The 16,548-nt window shown below is 66.1% G+C and carries 20 protein-coding genes; 8 read left to right on the top strand and 12 right to left on the bottom strand.

Features of this window, described 5'->3' with window-relative positions:
- Positions 1 to 54 precede the first annotated feature (54 nt).
- Both VKF82_12715 and VKF82_12720 read left to right on the top strand, forming a co-directional pair.
- The gene (locus VKF82_12715; protein ID HME82918.1) at positions 55 to 423 is read left to right on the top strand and encodes a helix-turn-helix domain-containing protein; all 369 of its coding nucleotides are present in this window, start codon (positions 55 to 57) and stop codon (positions 421 to 423) included.
- Positions 401 to 604, top strand: a complete 204-nt coding sequence (locus VKF82_12720; GenBank protein ID HME82919.1) for a TOBE domain-containing protein — start codon at positions 401 to 403, stop codon at positions 602 to 604. The genes VKF82_12715 and VKF82_12720 overlap by 23 nt, the downstream gene beginning before the upstream one ends.
- Before the next feature lie 7 nt (positions 605 to 611).
- Here the strand turns inward: VKF82_12720 and VKF82_12725 are convergent, their stop codons facing one another.
- The 3 genes from VKF82_12725 to VKF82_12735 are packed head-to-tail and all read right to left on the bottom strand — an operon-like array spanning position 612 to position 6,787.
- Positions 612 to 2,141 carry an amidohydrolase gene (locus tag VKF82_12725; protein ID HME82920.1) on the bottom strand — a complete coding sequence of 510 codons (1,530 nt, stop codon included), beginning with the start codon at positions 2,139 to 2,141 and terminating at the stop codon, positions 612 to 614.
- 21 nt (positions 2,142 to 2,162) lie between these two features.
- Complete coding sequence (locus tag VKF82_12730; protein ID HME82921.1) at positions 2,163 to 4,724, bottom strand: M1 family aminopeptidase; 2,562 nt, start codon at positions 4,722 to 4,724, stop codon at positions 2,163 to 2,165.
- Positions 4,721 to 6,787, bottom strand: a complete 2,067-nt coding sequence (locus tag VKF82_12735) for an elongation factor G (GenBank protein HME82922.1) — start codon at positions 6,785 to 6,787, stop codon at positions 4,721 to 4,723. Before VKF82_12735 ends, VKF82_12730 begins: the two co-directional genes overlap by 4 nt.
- A 67-nt stretch (positions 6,788 to 6,854) precedes the next feature.
- Here VKF82_12735 and VKF82_12740 point away from each other — a divergent pair, with 67 nt between their 5' ends.
- The 3 genes from VKF82_12740 to VKF82_12750 are packed head-to-tail and all read left to right on the top strand — an operon-like array spanning position 6,855 to position 8,220.
- A complete protein-coding gene (locus VKF82_12740) occupies positions 6,855 to 7,619 on the top strand; it encodes a 7-carboxy-7-deazaguanine synthase QueE (protein ID HME82923.1) in 765 nt (254 codons plus the stop codon).
- Entirely contained in the window at positions 7,616 to 7,975 is a 360-nt protein-coding gene (locus VKF82_12745; protein HME82924.1) for a 6-carboxytetrahydropterin synthase, read from the top strand. Before VKF82_12740 ends, VKF82_12745 begins: the two co-directional genes overlap by 4 nt.
- A gap of 35 nt (positions 7,976 to 8,010) precedes the next feature.
- On the top strand, positions 8,011 to 8,220 hold the full coding sequence (locus tag VKF82_12750; GenBank protein ID HME82925.1) for a hypothetical protein: 210 nt from the start codon (positions 8,011 to 8,013) through the stop codon (positions 8,218 to 8,220).
- Between the two features lie 69 nt (positions 8,221 to 8,289).
- Here the strand turns inward: VKF82_12750 and rpoZ are convergent, their stop codons facing one another.
- A complete protein-coding gene (rpoZ, locus tag VKF82_12755) occupies positions 8,290 to 8,532 on the bottom strand; it encodes a DNA-directed RNA polymerase subunit omega (protein ID HME82926.1) in 243 nt (80 codons plus the stop codon).
- Between the two features lie 142 nt (positions 8,533 to 8,674).
- On the opposite strand from rpoZ, the gene VKF82_12760 reads away from it, so the two are divergent.
- The gene (locus VKF82_12760; protein HME82927.1) at positions 8,675 to 9,190 is read left to right on the top strand and encodes a hypothetical protein; all 516 of its coding nucleotides are present in this window, start codon (positions 8,675 to 8,677) and stop codon (positions 9,188 to 9,190) included.
- 1 nt (position 9,191) lies between these two features.
- Positions 9,192 to 9,380, top strand: coding sequence for a hypothetical protein (locus VKF82_12765; GenBank protein ID HME82928.1), 189 nt, complete (start codon positions 9,192 to 9,194; stop codon positions 9,378 to 9,380).
- On the opposite strand, the gene VKF82_12770 is transcribed toward VKF82_12765, so the two are convergent.
- The 4 genes from VKF82_12770 to VKF82_12785 are packed head-to-tail and all read right to left on the bottom strand — an operon-like array spanning position 9,370 to position 12,062.
- A complete protein-coding gene (locus VKF82_12770) occupies positions 9,370 to 9,777 on the bottom strand; it encodes a thioesterase family protein (protein HME82929.1) in 408 nt (135 codons plus the stop codon). The two genes, VKF82_12765 and VKF82_12770, sit on opposite strands and share 11 nt — an antisense overlap.
- The gene (locus tag VKF82_12775; protein ID HME82930.1) at positions 9,777 to 10,217 is read right to left on the bottom strand and encodes a PaaI family thioesterase; all 441 of its coding nucleotides are present in this window, start codon (positions 10,215 to 10,217) and stop codon (positions 9,777 to 9,779) included. The genes VKF82_12770 and VKF82_12775 overlap by 1 nt, the downstream gene beginning before the upstream one ends.
- A 5-nt stretch (positions 10,218 to 10,222) precedes the next feature.
- The gene (locus VKF82_12780; GenBank protein ID HME82931.1) at positions 10,223 to 11,635 is read right to left on the bottom strand and encodes a tryptophanase; all 1,413 of its coding nucleotides are present in this window, start codon (positions 11,633 to 11,635) and stop codon (positions 10,223 to 10,225) included.
- 4 nt (positions 11,636 to 11,639) lie between these two features.
- Complete coding sequence (locus tag VKF82_12785) at positions 11,640 to 12,062, bottom strand: DUF5069 domain-containing protein (protein HME82932.1); 423 nt, start codon at positions 12,060 to 12,062, stop codon at positions 11,640 to 11,642.
- Between the two features lie 74 nt (positions 12,063 to 12,136).
- Between VKF82_12785 and VKF82_12790 the strand changes: the two genes are divergently transcribed.
- The gene (locus tag VKF82_12790) at positions 12,137 to 12,343 is read left to right on the top strand and encodes a hypothetical protein (GenBank protein HME82933.1); all 207 of its coding nucleotides are present in this window, start codon (positions 12,137 to 12,139) and stop codon (positions 12,341 to 12,343) included.
- Positions 12,344 to 12,649: 306 nt separating this feature from the next.
- Here VKF82_12790 and VKF82_12795 read toward each other — a convergent pair whose 3' ends face one another.
- The 4 genes from VKF82_12795 to VKF82_12810 form a co-directional block, all read right to left on the bottom strand.
- On the bottom strand, positions 12,650 to 13,465 hold the full coding sequence (locus VKF82_12795) for an ABC-2 family transporter protein (protein ID HME82934.1): 816 nt from the start codon (positions 13,463 to 13,465) through the stop codon (positions 12,650 to 12,652).
- Positions 13,458 to 14,198, bottom strand: a complete 741-nt coding sequence (locus VKF82_12800; protein HME82935.1) for an ABC-2 family transporter protein — start codon at positions 14,196 to 14,198, stop codon at positions 13,458 to 13,460. The genes VKF82_12795 and VKF82_12800 overlap by 8 nt, the downstream gene beginning before the upstream one ends.
- Before the next feature lie 68 nt (positions 14,199 to 14,266).
- On the bottom strand, positions 14,267 to 15,448 hold the full coding sequence (locus tag VKF82_12805; GenBank protein ID HME82936.1) for a kelch repeat-containing protein: 1,182 nt from the start codon (positions 15,446 to 15,448) through the stop codon (positions 14,267 to 14,269).
- Positions 15,445 to 16,548 carry an ATP-binding cassette domain-containing protein gene (locus tag VKF82_12810; GenBank protein ID HME82937.1) on the bottom strand — a complete coding sequence of 368 codons (1,104 nt, stop codon included), beginning with the start codon at positions 16,546 to 16,548 and terminating at the stop codon, positions 15,445 to 15,447. The genes VKF82_12805 and VKF82_12810 overlap by 4 nt, the downstream gene beginning before the upstream one ends.

Genomic DNA, 16,548 nt, shown 5'->3' on the forward strand with positions numbered 1-16,548 from the left:
TCCCCTTCCCTGGCATGTAGGGGCGCGCCCTTCGCACGGGCAACCTTTCGTCGCATGGACGCTCCGAGACGCCTGCGCCCGGCGCAAGACGTGCTGGCACGTGCGGCCGCGGCTGCAGCGCGCGATCCCGCCGCGCTGGATGCGTGCCGGCGGCTGCTGGCGCCGCTCCGGCGCGCCGACGAACAGCGCGGCAGCGATCTCGAAAAGACGCTGCGCGCGTATTACGCGTGCGGCGCGAGCGTGTCGGGCTGCGCCGAGGCGCTTTTTCTCCATCGCAACAGCGTGCGCTATCGCCTCGATCGCGTGCGCGCGCTGTTCGGGGCCGACATCGACCATCCCGATATTTCCACGCGTCTGTGCGCCGCGTTCGCGATCGACGATGCGGCCCGAGGCGTCTCGCATGAAGCTCAGCGCGCGCAATAAGCTGCCCGGCGTGGTGGAGTCCATCACGATCGACGGTCTGCAGGCCAAAGTTGACGTGCGCGTCGGCGACAACCACATCGTCGCCGTCGTGACCGCGGAGGCGGTCGAGGAGCTCGAGCTCAAAGTGGGCGACGCCGTGACCGCGGTGATCAAGTCCAGCTCGGTCATGCTCGCAAAGTGATCGCGCTTTAGTCCAGCGCGCAGTACCTGACCTCGCCCGCGACCACCGTCATCATCACGTCGATATCCTTGATCGTCGCGGGAGCGACCGCGTCGAGGCGTTTTTCGAGCACGGCGAAGTCCGCGTCGCAGCCGGCGGCGAGCCGGCCACGCCGGTGTTCGTCGAACGAGAGCTTCGCGGCGTCTTCCGTGTATGCGCGCACGGCCTCGTCGACGCTTAGGCGCTGCGCGACGACATGGTGGTTCACGAGGCTGTGGATGCCCAACAGCGCCGAGAAGGGCGTGACCGGCGAGTCCGAACCCCCGCATACGACGCAGCCGGCGCGTTTGGCGCTTGCGAACAGGTTCATGCCGCGTGCGACGTCTGATCCCAGTCGCTGCTCGTACATCCGCCCGTGCCCGCCCCACAGGTGATCGAAGGCCGGCTGCATCGAGAGCAGCATGCCGAGGCGTCCGGCGCGCGCGATCTGGTCAGGCTGCGCGATCTCGAAGTGATCGATCGACGGCCGCACGCCGGGTAGCGCGCCGCGCGCGGCGATCACGGTCTCCCATGCGGCGATCGCTTCCTCGACCGCGCGATCGCCGATCGCGTGCACGCCGAGGGACAATCCGTGCTCGGCGGCTTCGTCGAACAACTCGCGCAGCTGCGCGCCCGCGAGATAGAGCCGCCCCGAACCCGCGCCGTCGCGATATTCACCGCTCACCGCCGCCGTGCGCGAGCCGATCGAGCCGTCGACGAAGATATCCCCGCCGAACACACGTCTGCCGAGGCGCTTGACCTTGCGCACGTCGAGCGAGCAGACTTTGGAGATGACGCGGACCGGCAGCTCGGCGTCGTGCCGATAATGCTCGGCCAACCGCTCGAACGGCTCGTCGGCGACGATGACGTTGTGCGCCGTCGTGATGCCGGCCCGCAATGCCATCTGCGCCGCGCGCTCGTCGGCCGCACGCTTCGCGTCCGTAGAGAGCGCGGCGATGACGCCGTTCTGGGCCGCGTAGTTGGCTGCTCCGATGAGGCGCCCGGTAGATTCGCCTGCACCGTCGCGCTCGACGCCGTCGAGCGCCGCGACCTCGAAGCGCGCGAGCGCCGCGCTGTTGACGACGCATGAGTGGCCGTCCACGCGCGACAGCACGGCCGGCACCTCGCCTGTGACGGCGTCGAGCTCGGCGCGCGTCGGCGGACGGCCTTGCGCGATCGCCTGCTCCTCGTAGTTGCCGGCGTAGAGAGGGTCGGTCGAGTAAACTCGACCGCTACAGAGGTCGTGGACGCGGCGAAGCATCGAGGAGATGTCGGGGCAGTCGTGCAGGTCGTGGCCACCCGAAAGCAGACCCGTGTCGGTGAGATGGACGTGGCAATCGTGAAAACCCGGCAGCAGCGCTCCGCCGGCGCAATCGACGATGCGCACGTCGGCCGGCAGGCCCGCCGGGAGGTCGTCGAAGAGCGCTTCGATCGCGCCGTCGCGCACGAGCACGCCCCGCGCGCGCGGCGACGCGGAATGAAGACTCGCCACATCGGCGTTGACGAATGCGGCTCGCAAGCGAGGTGCTGTCCGCTCTGCTTAGCGGCGCGCCCTGGCCCGAGCGGCCGCCGGCCGCGCGGGCGCTTCGAGCTCCGAAAGCCTGGCTTGCAGCTTGGCGTTCGATGCGCGCAGCTGGTCCATGTCTTCGCGCAGGCGTTTGAGCTCGTCGGATCCCGCGCTGCCCGAGCGGATCTTCAGCGCCGACTCCAGCGCCTTGCTGCGCAGTCGCCCGTCGACCTCAAGTCCTGAGAGCCGGTCCAGCTCGGGCAACGCGCGCACGGCGTTCATGGCGCCCAGCGCATCAGCGGCTGCGAGCCGCACGCGCAGCTGCTTGTCGTCGAGCAAGCCGATGATGGCGTCCACCACATCCTGACGGCGCTCGCCCAGACGCGCAAGCGCGCTCACGGCAGCCCGGCGCGCGAACGTCGAGCGGCCGTACTTCGTCCAATCAAGCGCGATCGGCACCGCGCGCTCGTCTCCGAGCGCGGCGAAGCCGGCCAGCGCGGCCGCGCGCACGACGTCGTTGAACGAATCTTTGGCGAGCGACTTGCGCAAGAGCTCGAACGCCTTGGGAGACTTGGTCTTGCCGATCGACGTCGCTGCGGCCGCCTCGACGAAATACGAGCGATCGGAGCGCGCCAATGGCTCGAGCGCGCGTAGCGCCTCCTCGCCGCGGAACTCGCCGAGCGCCTCTGCCACTGCACGGCGCGCCTTCGGGTGCGCGACCTTGACGTTGCGGATCAGCGCCGCCAACGCTTCGTCGGTGCGCGCGGCGCCCAGCGCCTTTGCAGCCTCGCCGCGCACGCCCCAGAAGCGGTCGCTCTTGAGCGCTTCGGCCAGCCCATCCACCACATCGGGCGCATTATTGCCGGCCAGCGCCCGGGCCGCTGCCACGCGCGCGCCGGCATCGGGGTGATGGGCGAGCTGGCGCAGCAGCATCTCGGCCGGCACGTCGAGCTTGATGGTCTTGAGCACGTCGGCACGCGGATCGAAGGCGAACGTCTCGGGGCGCGCCGGCAGCGGGATGCGAAACGACTGCTCGCGCGCGTCGCATACCACGGTCAAGCGCTCGCGCTTGCCGCGCGCCAGCCCGAAGTCGAGCTCGACCGGCACGCTGAACAGCGCGGTTTGGTCGGCCTGCGCCTGCGTCTGTTTGACGTCGACCACAGCGGCCTTGGTGTCCCCGTCCCAGCGGTACGAGACGATGAACTCCGGATGGCCGGCGCCGTACACCCACTGGTCGAAGAAACGCGCGAAGTTGCGCCCGCTCGCGCGTTCGACCGCGCGCGCCAAATCGACCGTCTCGACGCTGCCCTCGGCGTTGGTCGTCACGTAGTCTTTGATCGCGCGCCACCACAGCTCGTCGCCCAGCTGGCGGCGCAGCATGTGCAGCACGCAGCTGCCCTTCTCGTACAGGTGGCGGTCGAACAGATCCACCGGTTCGTTGTAGACGTTGGTGACGATGGGACGCCTGTAATGCTCGGCATCTTCCTTTAGATAGAGGTCGGCGTTTTCGATGTTCTGGTAGGTGAACTCGTCTGCCCCGAGATCGTGCTCTTTGAACAGCGCGTCGAAGTAGGTCGCGAAGCTCTCGTTGAGCCAGGCGTGCGACCAGTCCTTGCAGGTGAGGAAGTCGCCGAACCACTGGTGCGCGAGCTCGTGCGCCACAAGGTCGTCGCTGCTGAAGTCGAGCGCGGCGCGCGCGTCGTGCAGCGTCGCGTCGGTCTGCGTCGTGCACGTGGTGTTCTCCATGCCCCCGAACACGAAATCGCGCACCGCGATCTGCGCGTACTTCGAGTACGGATACTTGACGCCGATGCGCTCGCTGAAGAAGTCGACCATCTTGGGCGTCTTGCCGAACGAGCGGCGCCCGTCGGCCTCGCGGCCGGGCTCGACGTACCAGGAGACCGGCACGCCGTCGCTCTTGTCGGTGCGTCCGACGAACTTGCCCGCGACCAGGCTCACCAGGTAGGTGACGTGGGGCACGTCCATCTTCCAATGATATGTCTTGGTCTTCTTGGCCTTGTCCTCGACGGTCGAGACCAGCGTGCCGTTGCTGAGCACGAAGAAATCCGACGGCACGGTCGCGCTGACTTCGGTGGTCGCCTTGGCGTTGGGATGATCGACGCATGGGAACCAATAGTGGGCGTCCGCGTCTTGCCCTTGCGTCCACACTTGGTGCGGTTTGTCCGGATATGCCTTGTCCGGACCAATGAAGTAGATGCCTTGCTGCGGATCGCGGACCTCGTAGTCCACCGCGACGGTCGCCGACTTGCCGCTGGTCAAGCGCGGGATCTCGATACGCAGCGTCTCCCCGACCAGCTCGTGCTCCAGCGCTTTGCCGAAGCCGCGCACGCCCTTGATGCGCATCCGGCCCGCTTGCAGCTCGAGCGAATCGAGCGGGCCACCCACGGCGGTGAACGTCGTCGCGCACCGGCCGCGCAGGATGCGGCGCGCGAAGTCGAACCCGAGCGTGAGCGCGATGTGATCGACGCGCGCACGCCGGTCCGGAGCGTAATGCGCCCGGCTCGCCGGCAACGGGAATGGACGCCGCGTGATGTGGCGCGGCTCGTCGGCGCGCCGGCAATAGCTGTGTGTCATCGAGCCGCCGCGGCCTCCTTGCGCTCCGCGGTCACGTTTTGCGTGACCTTCGGCGGCGCGAACTCGAAGTGATCGTGCTCGGCGACGTAGTAGCCCAGGCCCTGCGTCGCCGTTCTCAGCTCGGTGAGATAGCGCGGCAGTTCGGCTTGCGGCACCAGCGCCTTGACGGAGTCCCATCCGCTGCGCGACTCGCTCGCGCCGTAGCTGAGGATCTGGCCACGATGGCCGGAGACCTGCTGCAGCACGACGCTGGTGAAGTGCGTCGGCACCGTCACCTCGACGCGCATGATCGGCTCGAGCAACGCGGGCTGGCACTTCGGCAGACCCTCGCGCATCGCGAGCGATGCGGCCATCCGGAACGACGCTTCGTTAGAGTCGACCGTGTGGTAGGAACCGTCGAAGAGCGTGACGTGGACGTCGACGACCGGGAATCCGGCGATCGGCCCCTTCTCAAGGGCTTCGCGCACGCCTTTCTCAACGCCGGGGTGGAACTGCTTGGGCACGACCCCGCCGACGATGCGCTCGTCGAACTTGAACCCGCTGCCGCGAGGCTGCGGATTGATCTCGAGGTGCACGTCGCCGAACATGCCGTGGCCGCCCGTCTGGTGTTTGTAACGCCCCTGCTGCTGCGTCTTGGTGGCGATGGTCTCGCGGTAGGGCACGTTCGGCAGCTGCGTGTCGAGCTTGACGTTGTACTTGCGCTGCAGGCGCTCGACGGTGACCGCCAGATGCATCTCGCCATGGCCGCGCAGCACGAGCTCGTCGGTGAACAGCGCGCGCTCAGGCAGCACGGTCGGGTCTTCTTCTTTCATGCGCACGAGCAGCTGCGAGAGCTTGGCCTCGTCGGCGCGATCGTGCGGCCTGATCGCCAGCGCGAACGCCGGTTTGGCGAGCGCAGGTACCTGCATCGCGGTCTTGGCGTTGCCCGTCGTGAGGGTGTCGCCCGTGTGCATGGCTTCCAGGCGCGAGATCGCGACCAGACTCCCCGGGCCCGCGCTGGTCAGCGCGGTCTGGTTCTTTCCTTGCAGCACGAATAGTCCGCCAGGCCGCTCCTTGGCATCGGGATGTGCCGGACTGGTGAGCTGCGTGTCGCCGGTGAGCGTGCCGGCGAAGACGCGCGCCACCGAGATCTTGCCGCTTTGCGGGTGCACGAATGTCTTGCACACCTGAGCGACGAGCGTGCCGGCGGGGTTCGGCTCGACCGGCTTGCCGTCCGCATCGGTTCGTGGCGTGATCAGCGCGTCTGGGAATTGGCGCACGATGACTTCGAGCAGTTGCGGCGCGCCCCAGCCCCGGACGCCCGCGGCGACCAGGACGGGGATGATCTTGTCCGTGCTGACGTCAGCGACCAGGTCGCGCTCGACCTCCTCGGCCGGCGGCTCTTGGCCTTCGAGGATCTCTTCCATAAGATGATCGTCGTAATCGGCCAGCGCCTCGAGCAGCTCTTCATGCGTCTTGTCGGCGAAATGTTCGGGCAGCGTGCTCGGGGTAGCGGCACCGCCCTCGCCGTACGAATACGCCTTCAGGCTTACGACGTCGACGAACCCGGCGAAACTCTCACCCTGACCGATCGGCAGCTGCTCGGCCACGACGTGGTTGCCGAAGCGCTGGCGCAGCGCCGCGTACGTGGCGGGGAAATCCGCGCCCGGACGATCGAGCCGGTTGACCACGAAGCAGTGCGGCATCTTGCGCGCTTCGAGATGGTCGAGCAGGATCTCGACCTGCGGGATACGCGTAGGGTCGGCTTCGACGACCACGACCGCGGCGTCAGCGCCCAATAGCGCGAACTTCGTCTCCTCGAAAAAATCAACGGCGCCCGGACAATCGATGATGTTGATCCGGACGCCGTCGGTCTGCAGGTGCGCGAAGCTCGGAGTGACCGACATCTGATGCGCGTGCGATTCGGGATCGTGATCGGTGGTCGACGTGCCGTCGGTCACCGAACCTTTCCTCGGAGTCGCGCCGGCGTGAGCGAGCAAGGCTTCGACCAGCGTGGTCTTCCCGCTGTGATGCGGTCCTACAAACGCCACGTTTCGTATGCCTGCGGCGGCAGGTGCAGCCATTTGATATCACCCCCTGGAGCGGTCGAATTTATTCGACCGTCGAGACGATCGGGCGAAACGAGAGGATGTGCGCAGTTCGACGCCGCCCGCGCGCGCCCTTGTCAACGCGCAAGGTCGGGCGCGCGCAAACGCGAAAAAAGCGCGCATGCTTGCCACCGCGACGCTGCGCGTGAACGAGACCTTCCTCTCGGTGCAGGGCGAAGGTTCGATGATCGGCACGCCTTCGTTGTTCATCCGCCTGGACGGCTGCCCGCTGCGTTGTGCGTGGTGCGATACCCCATACGCGCTCGAGGGAAACGCCGGGGTCGAAACGGCCGTCGACGCGCTGGCCGCTCGATGCGCTGACGTGCGAGCTGTCGTCATCACCGGCGGCGAGCCGCTCGCGCAAGATGTCGGAGCGCTCGTCGCCACATTGCGCGACAAGCACGTCACGATCGAGACCAGCGGCACGATCTTCGCGGATCTGCCGCAGGTGGCGCTGTTCTCGATCAGCCCGAAAGTGGGAAGCTCGGGCTACACGCCCAAGCCTGCGACCTTGCGGAAATTCTGCGCGGCCGCGCCCGGCCGCATGCAGCTCAAGTTCGTGATCGCGGACGACCGCGATTATGAAGAAGCGCTGGCGTGCGTGCGTGGATTGGGCGACGCGCTGCCGCCGGCGACGCCGGTCATCTTGCAGCCGGAGAGTTCACGCGCCGGCCGCGGCGAGCGCTATGCGGAGACGCTGCGGACCTTGACGGAGAAGGCGCTTGCGGACGGACGTTGGAGCGCGTTCGACATCCGCGTGCTGCCGCAGCTGCACTACATCCTGTGGGGCGGGGAGCCGGGGCGTTGATCAGCATATCGCTCGAGTGCCACTTCGATGCGGCGCACAAGCTCGATCTGCCCTACGAATCACCGTGCAACCGCACGCATGGCCATCGCTACGTGGTGAGGATCGTCGCCAGCGCGCAGCAGCTCGAACACGGCATGGTCGTCGACTACAACGTGCTCAAGAGCGTGGTCGAGCGCTTCGATCATCGCGACCTCAATGCGCTCGCTGAGTTCGCCGAGATGCCATCCACCGCCGAGAATATCGCGCTCGTGCTGTCGCGCGAGCTGCAATCAGCCGCCGGTGCACGCGTGAGCATCGACGAAGTGACGGTGCACGAGTCGCCGCAGACGGCCGCGCGGTGGACAAGACCGGCCTAGGCGCGACACACCGGCACGGTGCAGTCGCATCTGCCGTGATCTCGATCATCATACTGCTCGTGGCCGCGATGGCTGGCTATCAACTGTCGCCTTCGGTGATGGACGATACTCCCGGCTTCTTGAAGTCGTACATGTTGCTTGTCATTTTCACAGTCGGCGCGCTCATCAATCTCTTTCTCTACGTCCTCGGAGCGTTCGGAGGAGCGCAGCGGGAACGTCGGCCGTGGCGGCGGTTCTGGCCCTGACCGAGGCAACAAAAAAAAAGGATCACGCGCTATGCGTGATCCTCGGAGAGCGGCCGAGCGCGGCCCCGTTTATTCTTGTGGGCGCGGTTCGGGTTCGGTCGAGTGCTCGAGCCTGCCGGCGGAGATCTCCGCAAACGCGGTGCTCACGGCTTTTTCGGGATTCGCACCTTCGACCATCGGCTCCGCGCCGTTGACGACTTGTTGCGCGCGCACCCGTGCGGTGTTGACGAGCAAGTACTTGTTCGGGATCTCTTCGACCAGCCGGTCGATGTTGCCGAATGACGCCATTTTCTTCTCGTGGGTTCCGTCCATCGATCACAATCCGATACTATCCACGCCCGCAAACGCGGGACGTGCCGCAGTCACATAAGAAATGCTGAGTTTTAAGTATACCAAGACTAACCCCACACGGCAAGGAGGCTAGCCGCTTTCACGCCGCCGAAAGCCCGTATCCATGAGACATCTGGCGACTGCCGCGCTCTGCGCGGCGCTTTTCGTTCTCGGCACCTCACAGGCCCGCCCCGGGCTGACGATCAAGCCGCCTCCCATCACCGTGAGCGTCGATGCGCCGGGCCAGCGCGTGGCCATCGCCGACATCGACCGCACGCCGGTGGGCGCGGACATCACCGTCATCGGCTATTACTCGCACAAATCAGATGAGACGGACGGCGATCTGCAGGTCTTCCTCATCGACCACAAGGGCGACTTCGTGGTCGCCGAAGCGCCGCACCGCTTCCGCGAGATGCGATACTTCATCCGTGGCCAGCACTTCCACCGCAACGATCTCGTCATCGTGCGCGGCACGCTGACGCGACAGTTCGACAAGCCCACCTTCAACTATCCGGCCGGGTGGATGGAGATCAACCCGGTGACCTCGATCGCGCACTACGACGGCGATGAGCCGGCCGATCTGCACTACACGCAAGTGATCCACAACCCGTTCGGCCGGACGCGCGTGGTGGAGAGGTAGATTGGACGTCGTCGCCATCCTCGGCGAGCGCCTCTACCACGCCGCGGGGACCGAATGCCATCGCAAGCTGACCGAAGAGGCGGGCGAGCGCGTGCTGACCATCACCGCCGCGCTGGCGCACGAAGTCGGCATGGAGCCGTGCGGCGTTTGCATGAGCGGAGCCGAGGAGCGGCGCGCGGTCAATCCATGAACGGCGCGAGCGCTGACCGCAGCCCTTGCGGAACCGGCTTGCCCTTCCAGGTCTGACGGTCCACGCAGACCAGCACGATCTCGCAGTCGGCGACTCGCTGCCCGTCCTGGCGGTCGATCGTGAACCCTAAGGTGATGGACTTGTCGCCGAGCCGGCTCACGCCCGCGGTCACATGCATCATCTCGCCAAGACGCGCGGGCGCGCGGAATTCGCAGGTGTACTTGACCCGCGGCAGCCAGCAATCGAAGCGGTCGAAGACGACGCCGTAGGCCACACCGGCGGCGCGGAACAGCTCCTCCTCGGCGACCTCGAAGAAACGCACGAACGCGCCGAAATAGACGACGCCGGCGGCATCGACGTCGCTCCAGCGCACGGGCTCGTCGATATGGAAGCGCATCAGGAGACGCCGCGCGGACTGACGATCATGTAGGTCGCCGTGCAGCGCGCGCAGATCGTGCCGGCTTCGTTTTCGGCGGTGGCGTTCGCGAGCAGCAGCGTGTTGCCGCGATGCACCACGTGCGCGCGCGCGATGACCGGACCGGAGATCACGGGGCGCAAGTACTGGACGTGGAGGTCGGTCGTGACCATGTCTTTGCCCTCTGGGATGAGCGGCAGCACTGCCACCGCGATGGCCGCATCGCAATACGCGGCGATGATGCCGCCCTGGACGGCACCCTGGTATTGCGTGAAGAGCTTCTTATAAGGAAAGCGCAGCGCGGCCTCGCCCTGTCCGTAGCTGACCACTTCGAGCTCGAAGTGGTCCGCGAACGGGTTTTCGCTGAAGAGTCGCCGGTAGCGTTCGGGAACGTCGTTGGGGTCGATGCCTCGTGCGGGCATGCGGCCTATCGCCGGGCTGCCGGCGCAGGCGCCGGATCGCGCGCGGGCTCGAAGCGGGCGCTGAAGTGGCGCAGCGGGGGCGCCTGCCATACCATGTCCAAGCCTTCAATGGTCGCGCGCCGCGCGTACACGTCGGCCATCACCTCGACGACGTAGTCGATGTGGCTCTGCGTGTACACGCGTCGCGGGATGGCAAGGCGCACGAGCTCCATCGGAGCGAGCTGTTCTTCACCGGTGTCGGGATCGGTCTTGCCGAACATGACGCTGCCGATCTCCACCACACGGATGCCGCCGGCGACGTACAGCTCGGCGACGAGCGCCTGACCTGGGAATTGGCGCTTCGGTATGTGCGGCAGCAGCCCGGCGGCGTCGACGTAGATCGCATGACCGCCTGGCGGCTGCACGATCGGCACGCCCATCTCGGTGAGATGCGCCCCAAGATACCCGGTCGAAGCGATGCGGTAGTGCAGATAGTCGTGATCGAGCACCTCATGCAGGCCGACTGCGATGGCCTCGAGATCGCGCCCGGCAAGGCCGCCGTAGGTCGGAAAGCCCTCGGTCAAGATCAGCAGTGTCGCTTCTTGCTTGTTGAGCGCGGCGTCGTTGGTCGCCAAGAAACCGCCGATGTTGACCAAGCCATCCTTCTTGGCCGACATCGTGGCGCCGTCGGCGTACGAGAAGAGCTCGCGCGCGATGTCGGCGACGTTGTGCTGCGCGTAGCCGGGCTCGCGCTCGCGGATGAACCAGCAGTTCTCGGCGAAACGGCAGGCATCGATGTAGAGCGGCAGACCGTGGGCGCGGCACACCGCGCTGACCGCTTTCACGTTGGCCATGGAGACGGGCTGCCCGCCGCCGGAGTTATTGGTGATGGTCAGCATCACCAGCGGGATGCGCTTGGCGCCGACGCGCGCGATAAGCGCCTCGAGCGCCCCGACATCCATGTTCCCTTTGAAGGGGTGGATCGTGCCCGGTTCCAGTCCCTGCGGGATCGGCAGGTCGACGGCCTCGGCGCCGGTCGCTTCGACGTTCGCGCGCGTGGTGTCGAAGTGCGTGTTGTTCGGCACGACGTCGCCGGGTTCGCAGACGGTCGAGAACAAGATGCGTTCGGCCGCACGGCCCTGATGCGTCGGCAAGACGTGGGTGAATCCGAAGACCTCGCGCACCGCATCCGCAAACCGGTAGTAGGATTGCGCGCCGGCGTAGGACTCGTCGCCGCGCATCATCGCCGACCACTGCTCCGCGCTCATGGCGCCGGTGCCGCTGTCGGTGAGCAGGTCGATGATGACGTCGCGCGCCGGCAGCAAGAACGGGTTGTAGCCCGCGCCTTCGAGCAAGCGCTCGCGCTGGGCGCGGGTGGTCATCTTGATGGGCTCGACGGTCTTGATGCGGAAGGGCTCGATGATGGTCTTGAAGTTCATCGGCTCACTTCGCGCCCGGAAAACGCCCTTCTTCGAAGTCGATCAGATCGGTGCGCGACTTGACCTTTGGGTTGCCGCCGGCGATCTTCTGGAGATCTTCTTTGAACCGGTCCCAGCCTTCGGGCGTCGTCGGGTGCCACTGGTCGATGTGCTGGTTGTGGACCTTGAGCTTGTCCTCTGGTATGCGCGTCTGCACGAGCAGGTCGAGGACTTCGGCGTCGGTCAGCGAGACGCCCACGGCTTGGAGGAACTGCTCGGCATTGCAGCCTAGCGTCTCGAAGAGCGCTTTGTCCATCGAGCAGTCATAGATGTACTCGCCGAGCGTGCCGGCCAGATGGGCGCGCGCTTTGTCGATCGTGCGCGGCAGCATGGCGATGCCACCGGCCTTTTCCCGCGGACTCCGCGGAAATTGTTTGGTCAAGTCCATACGCGTCAGTTCACCGTGACGCCCCGCGCCTCATTCCACAGGAATCGAGCCCGCGGCGCTGGTAGTGTGCGGCCGTGATCGCCGACTTCGCCATCGCAATGCGCAACTGCCCGAAGTGCCGCGCGCCCGGCATGGAGCGGCGCGAGTACGCGTATCCGATCCTGGGATACAGCGAGTGCGAATTTGCGTGCTTCATGTGCGGCCTCACGCTATGGCCGCATACCGGCGAGTCGCCCCGCCAAACCTATTTCCGGCGTCTCATGGACCGCTTCAGCGCCTGAACCCCGGCTCGCCGAGCGGCCGCCTGCGCCTCACCGCGCCGCGCCATCGCCGAGGACGCTCGGGTCTTCGGGATATTCTGACTCCTTCGCTCGCTGGCTCCGGCTCTCGCCGTCGCCAACGCCTCGGCTCGTGGCGCGGCGCGGTAGTGCGCGGTCGACGGCACGATCGAGCGGCGCCGAGAGCCGAACCCTCTGAGCCGGCGAAAGCCGGCGAAGGAGCGGCGAAGTCAAAATCTCCAGGTGATTCGCCGCGCGGTGAGGCGCAGGCGTCCGCTCGAGCGTGCCGGCGATTCGGTTGAGCGCGACCTACGAGCCGGTGCTTTGGTGGTGGTCAAGGCCGCGGCGCCAGAACAGATACGCGGCCCCGAACCACAGCGCGCCGATGACCGGCGTGAGCCACCCGAACAACGGGTTGACCGAGTACTGGCCTTCGGACGTCTTGTGCAGCAGCGTCGCGGCCGGGAAATAGTTGATGAACGCGAACGGGAACACGAACGATAGCGTGAAGCGCACGATGCGGTTGTAGATCGACAACGGATAGCGTGTGAAGTCCGTCTCGAGCGACATCACCACCCAGCGCAGCGTGTCCAGCCGAATGACCCAGAAGGCGAGCGTCGCGACCGTCAGCTGGATCGCGAAGTCGATGAACGCTCCGCCGACCATCGCGCCGAGCAGCAATCCGGCGGTGGCCCCGGTCCACTGCAAGTGAGCGACGCCTTGCACGATCGCGAAGAAGATGATGGCCACGATCAGCTCGTCGGGCCAGATCTGCCCGGGCTGTGAGATCACCTGGAAGAGCGGATCGAGCGGGCGCACCAAGAAGCGATCGAACCGGCCTTCGCGGATGTGGTACGGCACGTCCCCGATAGAGAAGAACAGCGTGCCGTTGAGCGACGACGCGAGCCAGAAAAGCGAGTACAAGAACACGACCTGCTGCCACGTCCAGCCGTTCATGATCGGGAAGCGGTTCATCGTGAGCCAGATGGTCGCGATCGCCGAACCGTGCAGCACGAGCGTGAAGACCAGCCAGACGAAGAAGTTCGCCCGGTATTCCGCCAACGTGAGGAAATTGAGCCGCCAGAATTCGGCATAGGTGCGCCAGTACGGCGCGAGGCTAGCCACCCTGCACCACCACGCGCCGTTCGCCGACCCGCCACAGCGCGAGCGCGCCGACGGCGAACACAGCCACCCAGAACAGCTGCAGCTCGAGCGTCGCGGCAAGCTCCGGCCCTTGGTACTTGCCGAGATAGATCGTCAGCGGCGCGCTATAGATGGCCGCGAACGGCGACAAGGTCGCGATTTTGGTCACCGCGGACGGGAAGAACTGCAGCGGCACGACCGCGCCGGCCAGCAGCGAGGTGATGAACTGCACCATGAGCTGGAAGCCGAATATCTCCATCGTCCAAAACGTGATCGTCGCCATCAGCAAGTCCAGGAAGAAATTCACCAGGAAGCCGAGCATGACCGAGATCACAAAGGCGAGCGCGATCAACGGCGAAGCCGGCAGGCTCAGGTGCGTGCCCGTCAGCGCCAGCAGGCCGATCGCGATCGGAAGTGAGATGGCGATCTGCAGGAGCGCGAAGCCGGCCTGACCGAGCGTGTCGGCGAACACGTAGAGCGGCACGCTGATCGGCCGCATGAGATCGATCGCGATGCTGCCCTCGCGGATCTTCTCACGCACCACATAGGGGCCTTGCGCGTTGTAGATCAGACCGATCAGAAGCGCGAGCGTCGCATACGTGATGATGTCGCGGAACGAGAAATCTTGCTTCGGGCCGTTGTTCGCGTACAGCGCGCTCCACAGCGCGTAGTAGAGGTAGACGCGCAGCGCCACCGAGCCGATATGCGTGAACACCTCTTCGCGATAGGTAGCCTCTCGCGAGAAAGCGCGCTTCGCGAACTCGACATACGCGCCCCAGGCCATTAGTGCGGCGCGTGCCCCTTGAATTGGACCTGCGTGACCGGGCTGACGAAGCGCAGCACCGACGTCAGCGGCGACGTGCCCGAATATGGCGAGCCGCCGATGACCCAGATCTGATTGCCGAGCGCCGCGACCGCCATGCCGTGCCGCGGGAACGGAAGCCACGGACCGCTGATCCAGCCGCGCGCGTCGGTGCTCGAGATCTCCGTCGTCTGCGTGATCGTGCGATTGATGTCGAACGTGAGCGTGGACGGGTCGAGCGTCGCAACGGCGTTATTATTCTCGCGGCCGATTGCCATCGTGGTCACGGATAGCTCGGACGACGAGGCAGCGTAATTCTCGCCGCCGATCGCCATGAGCCGGTTGTTGACCGACGCGAGGCCGAAATCGGCCCGCCCGAGACGCATGTTCGTGCACGACCGCCAGCGATCGCGCGCCGGGTCGTAGACATCGCACGATTGCAAGCTGACCTGGTCGCGGTTGCGGCCGCCGACGAGGTAGATCAGGCCATCGAGGACGACCGATCCGGCCATGTAGCGCTCTTCGCCAAGCGCGTACTCCTCAGTGCGCCAGGAATTCTTGGCGACGTCGAAGATCATCATGCTCGTGTCGTCGTTGCCGTGCGACGATTGGCCGCCGAAGAGATAGAGCTTGCCGTTGACCGCCTGCAGCATCGGCGCGTAGCGCGGAAACGGCATGGACGGCAGCTCGGTCCATGCGTCGCCGATCGGATCGTAGCGCCAGAACTTGTTCGTGACGAGATCTTCGATCCGGCCGCCGGCGACGTAGAGATAGCCGCCCATGCCCGCCGCGGCCGCATTATCGACCGGCTCCGGCATCGTGGCCGCCTCGCGCCATTCGCCCGGACGCGATACGATCGGCCCGGCGACGTTGGGATTGGCCACGGGCGAGGGGAACGTCGGCTCGAACACGAGCAGCGTCGCCATCTGCTTGTCGTGCGGCCCGAAGCCGCCCGCGAGGTAGATGCGTCCGTCCATGACCGCGACCGCGGCGTCCTGGCGCGCCGACGGCAGGTCGGGCCCGCGCACCCACACGCCTTTGTTAAGATCGACGACCACGCCGGTGTCGGAACCGACTTCAGCCGCGCCCGACGCGGGCAACGCCGCCGCGACGGCGAGCGCGGCGCTCAGCACGAGCGCGCGCGCGAACTGCGACGACATCATGGCACGACCTCCAGGCCTGCCACCGCGTGCGCACCGTCGACCGATGCGGCGCCGTCGAGCGATCCGATGCCATGTTGGTAGATGTCGCGGATGATCGATTCCAGCGGCGGTTCGGCAATGGTCACATCTTTGATCTCGTAATGCTTGGCCAGCAGCACCACGAGCTCGTCGGCGCGCACGGCATCGCGGTTGAATTCGATGACGATGCGCGGCCCCTCGCGCGAAACGATCTTCGCGCCCGGCATCGCAAGATCGATGTCATCGCAGTTCTCGCAGGCGAGGTCCGCGGTGAGCGTCCGCTCGCGCCCGTAGCGCTGCTTGATGTGCTCGATGCTGCCGTCGTAGAGCTTGCGGCCGTGGTCGATGAGGATGATGCGCGCGCACAGCTTTTCGATGTCGGCCAGATCGTGCGTGGTCAAGATGACCGTGGTGCCGCGGTCGCGATTGATGCGCGCGATGAATTGGCGGATGTTCTCTTTGGCGACGACGTCGAGCCCGATCGTCGGCTCGTCCAAGAACACGACTTTGGGCTCGTGCAGCATCGCCGCCGCGAAATCGCCGCGCATCCGCTGACCGAGGCTGAGCTGGCGCACCGGCGTGCGGATGAACTCGTCGAGGCCGAGCAGGTCGGTGAACTCTTTGAGGTTGCGTTGGTACATCGCCGCGGGGACGTTATAGATCGCTCGCAGTAGTTGGAACGATTCGATCAACGGCAGATCCCAATACAGCTGCGTGCGCTGGCCGAAGACCACGCCGATCTGGCGGCCGTTGGCTTGGCGGTCAGCCCAGGGCACGATGCCGTTGACGGTGCACGAGCCGCTCGACGGCACGAGGATGCCGGTCAGCATCTTGATAGTGGTGGATTTGCCCGCGCCGTTGGGTCCGATGTAGCCGACCAATTCGCCGGCCTCGAGCTCGAAGCTGACGTCGCGTACGGCGTCTTTGACGTCGTAATCACGCGAGAACAGCGTGGCGAGCGCGCCGAGCGCGCCCTCTTTGCGCCTCAGGGTTCGGAACTGTTTGGTGAGTCGATCGGCGCGGATCATCATGGCAGGCGAGTTGAAGAACTCCGTAGCAGGGTGTGGGTGAGCTTCGTGCAC

The sequence above is a fragment of the Candidatus Eremiobacteraceae bacterium genome (assembly GCA_035314825.1).
In the GTDB taxonomy this organism is placed as follows: domain Bacteria; phylum Vulcanimicrobiota; class Vulcanimicrobiia; order Eremiobacterales; family Eremiobacteraceae; genus JAFAHD01.

Excerpts from the sequence above, each read along its gene's own strand:
- VKF82_12715 (HME82918.1), top strand. The coding sequence starts at position 55 with ATGGACGCTCCGAGACGCCTGCGCCCGGCGCAAGACGTGCTGGCACGT.
- VKF82_12720 (HME82919.1), top strand. The coding sequence starts at position 401 with ATGAAGCTCAGCGCGCGCAATAAGCTGCCCGGCGTGGTGGAGTCCATC.
- VKF82_12730 (HME82921.1), bottom strand. The coding sequence starts at position 4,724 with ATGACACACAGCTATTGCCGGCGCGCCGACGAGCCGCGCCACATCACG.
- VKF82_12735 (HME82922.1), bottom strand. The coding sequence starts at position 6,787 with ATGGCTGCACCTGCCGCCGCAGGCATACGAAACGTGGCGTTTGTAGGA.
- rpoZ (HME82926.1), bottom strand. The coding sequence starts at position 8,532 with ATGGACGGAACCCACGAGAAGAAAATGGCGTCATTCGGCAACATCGAC.
- VKF82_12760 (HME82927.1), top strand. The coding sequence starts at position 8,675 with ATGAGACATCTGGCGACTGCCGCGCTCTGCGCGGCGCTTTTCGTTCTC.
- VKF82_12770 (HME82929.1), bottom strand. The coding sequence starts at position 9,777 with ATGCGCTTCCATATCGACGAGCCCGTGCGCTGGAGCGACGTCGATGCC.
- VKF82_12775 (HME82930.1), bottom strand. The coding sequence starts at position 10,217 with ATGCCCGCACGAGGCATCGACCCCAACGACGTTCCCGAACGCTACCGG.
- VKF82_12780 (HME82931.1), bottom strand. The coding sequence starts at position 11,635 with ATGAACTTCAAGACCATCATCGAGCCCTTCCGCATCAAGACCGTCGAG.
- VKF82_12785 (HME82932.1), bottom strand. The coding sequence starts at position 12,062 with ATGGACTTGACCAAACAATTTCCGCGGAGTCCGCGGGAAAAGGCCGGT.
- VKF82_12805 (HME82936.1), bottom strand. The coding sequence starts at position 15,448 with ATGATGTCGTCGCAGTTCGCGCGCGCGCTCGTGCTGAGCGCCGCGCTC.